The following is a 2,671-nucleotide window of genomic DNA, read 5'->3' as shown; positions in this document are numbered from 1 at the left end:
TAGAGTGGCGCAAAGGCCTGAGCGAAGAGATTGTCTATCGTCTGCTCTGGTGGTGCATTATCGCTGGCTTAATTGGTGGCCGCCTCTACTTTGTTCTCCAGCAGCCAGACCTGGTGCAGGGCTATTTGCTCCAGCCGTGGCGCATTCTGGCAACCTGGGAGGGCGGCATGGCCTTCTACGGGGCGATCTTTCTAGTGGTGCCGGTCCTCTTCTGGCGGGCGCGCGCCGAGGGCATCAATCCCTTTGTGGCTCTCGATGCCGGGGTGCTCTTCGCTTCCATCGGCCAGATCTTTGGTCGCATCGGTAATCTGATCAACGGCGATATTATCGGCTATCCCAGTACCCTGCCCTGGTCAACAGTCTACCTGCATCCCGCGAGCTTCGCCTGCCTGCAGCACTATTGCAATGTGCCGGTGCAGCCAGCCGCAGCATATGAGATGCTTGGCAATATCTTACTGCTGACTGTTCTCTATATCTTGTCACGCCGTCTGCGCCGGCCCGGTGTACTCACACTTGTCTATCTCTACGGTTATGCCATCACACAGTTCATCGTCTTCTTCTGGCGCGCCAACGCAGTGGTAAGCTTCCTGGGCCTCGACTGGGGCCTGAAACAGGCCCAATGGACTTCACTGGTGGTGCTGATCGTCTTGCTCCCCGTGACCTACCTGGTACTGCGCTCACGCTATGCTCGCCCGGTGCCTCCAGGAGAGATAGCAGCCTTCTACGGTATGCCGGCACGCCCACAAGACCAGCTTGCTACGGCTGCAGCCGCTGTCGGTGAGCCAGTTCCAGGCGCCCCTGGCGCTGAGCAGTCAGCCATGACAGTGACAGAGCAGGAACGTGCCGCTACCGCCTCCGCTCTGCCAGCAAGTACCTCTGAACCACACGCGGATGAAAGTCCGACCTCCAGTCATCGGGAGCCTCCCCCAGAGAGTCCTCACGAGCCAGCTTGAGCCAAGTTGCGAGGCGCTGAGATCTCGGCTGTCCGCTCGTAGCGAAAGCTCTTCTAATCCTGGCTTGTTCGCGAATCATAGGTACTAATGGCGAGCTTGTTAAGGCGGACGCCAGGGAGGCTGCCGGCTGTGGTTTTGGCAGATGCCCCTGTCTTCGTCGATCGCCTCCATATATTCGCTATCCAGGCTGATGTTGGCCATGAGTGGCTCTTTGCCCCAGTGCGATATAAAGGCTTTACGGGCAGTTCGGGCGGGCGCCCCGCGCCGGGCGATGTGCTATAATAAAGCAAATCCTTCCTTGTACTGTGGTGGAAACAAAGTAAAGTTCTTGGCCGAAGATGGGAGCCTCCCTGTTATGAGCGAACACGCAAAAGCCAGGCCACTGGTAGCGACGGTCACCGTCGGTTTCCTTGCAGAAAATTGCTATCTTTACGCTTGCCCGCAGACGCGTGAGGCAGTGATCATCGATCCCGGCGACGAGCCGGAGCTTATTTTGAAGCGCATCAAAGAGCTGGAGCTGATTCCTCGCTATATTATCAATACGCACGGTCATTTTGACCACATCTGCGCAATTGACGCAGTGAGCGAGGTCTACCCGGTGCCGCTGGCCATTCATCCCGCCGATCTTCCGTACTATACCGATGTGTATGCCGCCAGAAGCGCTGGACGGGAGCCGCCGCTTGTGCGCCGGAAACCCGATATCCTGCTTGAGGATGGGCAGGTGATTACGTTCGGAACGCTGTCATTGGAGGTGCGGCATACGCCCGGACACACACCCGGCGGCGTCTGTCTGGTCAGCCGTCCCTACTGTGTCTTCAGCGGCGACACCCTCTTTGAGCGCGGCATCGGGCGCACCGACCTACCAGGTGGCAATTATGAGCAACTAGTGCAATCGATCAGAGAGAAGCTCTATACTCTGGAAGATGATTTAATCGTTTTTCCAGGACACGGGGCGCCCACAACCATCGGCGAAGAAAAATATGAGAATCCTTTTGTGAAGCTGGCATGAACATAGTAAAAGTATATACAGCCAGCTAGCAACAATCCAGAAGAAGAGAGACGTAGAGGAGCAGGAACGAGCGATGGCGAAGATCTGCGTGATCGGCACAGGCTACGTCGGATTGGTAACCGGCACCTGTTTCGCCGACATGGGGAATGATGTCACCTGCGTGGATATCGTTGAGGAGAAGATTGCCCGGCTGAAGCGTGGAGAAGTGCCGATCTATGAGCCGGGCCTGGCAGAGATGATTGCGCGCAATGTTCGCGCCGGACGCCTCCATTTTACTACCAGTTACCGTGAGGGCCTTGCTGGCAGCGAGTTTATTTTCATTGCGGTTAATACTCCCACGGGCAGCACCCAGGGCAGCGCCGATATGCGCTATGTTGAGATGGCGGCGCGGATGATCGCCGAGGAGCTGGACCACTATGCCATCATTATTAATAAGAGCACCGTCCCTGTCGGTAGTGGCGATGTGGTGACGCGTATTATCCGCACTCATCTGGCACGCCCCGATGTCTCGTTCGCCGTGGTTTCGAATCCTGAGTTTCTGCGCGAGGGGGCGGCCATCCAGGACTTTTTAAACCCCGACCGCATTGTGCTTGGCTCTTCCGATATGGAGGCAGCCCACCGTGTGGCGGCGCTTTATCTCCCACTGCGCGCGCCCATTATTATGACCGATATCTACACGGCAGAGATGATTAAGTACGCCTCTAACGCC

4 protein-coding genes are annotated in these 2,671 nt (G+C 57.0%); all 4 read left to right on the top strand.

What is annotated here, in order from left to right:
• Positions 1-953, top strand: a 953-nt coding sequence (locus tag IRZ24_RS19135) for a prolipoprotein diacylglyceryl transferase (RefSeq protein WP_297167981.1), incomplete at its 5' end; no start/stop codon positions are given.
• A gap of 129 nt (positions 954-1,082) precedes the next feature.
• Positions 1,083-1,235 (top strand): hypothetical protein, encoded by a 153-nt coding sequence (locus IRZ24_RS19130; RefSeq protein WP_297167978.1) that lies wholly within the window; start codon positions 1,083-1,085, stop codon positions 1,233-1,235.
• Between the two features lie 73 nt (positions 1,236-1,308).
• On the top strand, positions 1,309-1,962 hold the full coding sequence (locus IRZ24_RS19125; RefSeq protein WP_297167975.1) for an MBL fold metallo-hydrolase: 654 nt from the start codon (positions 1,309-1,311) through the stop codon (positions 1,960-1,962).
• A gap of 73 nt (positions 1,963-2,035) precedes the next feature.
• Positions 2,036-2,671: nucleotide sugar dehydrogenase (locus tag IRZ24_RS19120; protein WP_297167972.1), on the top strand; the 636-nt coding region annotated here is incomplete at its 3' end.

The sequence above is a fragment of the Thermogemmatispora sp. genome, from assembly GCF_019683755.1.
In the GTDB taxonomy this organism is placed as follows: domain Bacteria; phylum Chloroflexota; class Ktedonobacteria; order Ktedonobacterales; family Ktedonobacteraceae; genus Thermogemmatispora.
Note: the sequence above shows the minus strand (reverse complement) of the source record. Positions and strands in the feature narration are given on the sequence as shown.

Bases quoted from the DNA above. Each gene is read 5' to 3' on its own strand.
- IRZ24_RS19125 (WP_297167975.1), top strand. From the start codon at position 1,309: ATGAGCGAACACGCAAAAGCCAGGCCACTGGTAGCGACGGTCACCGTC.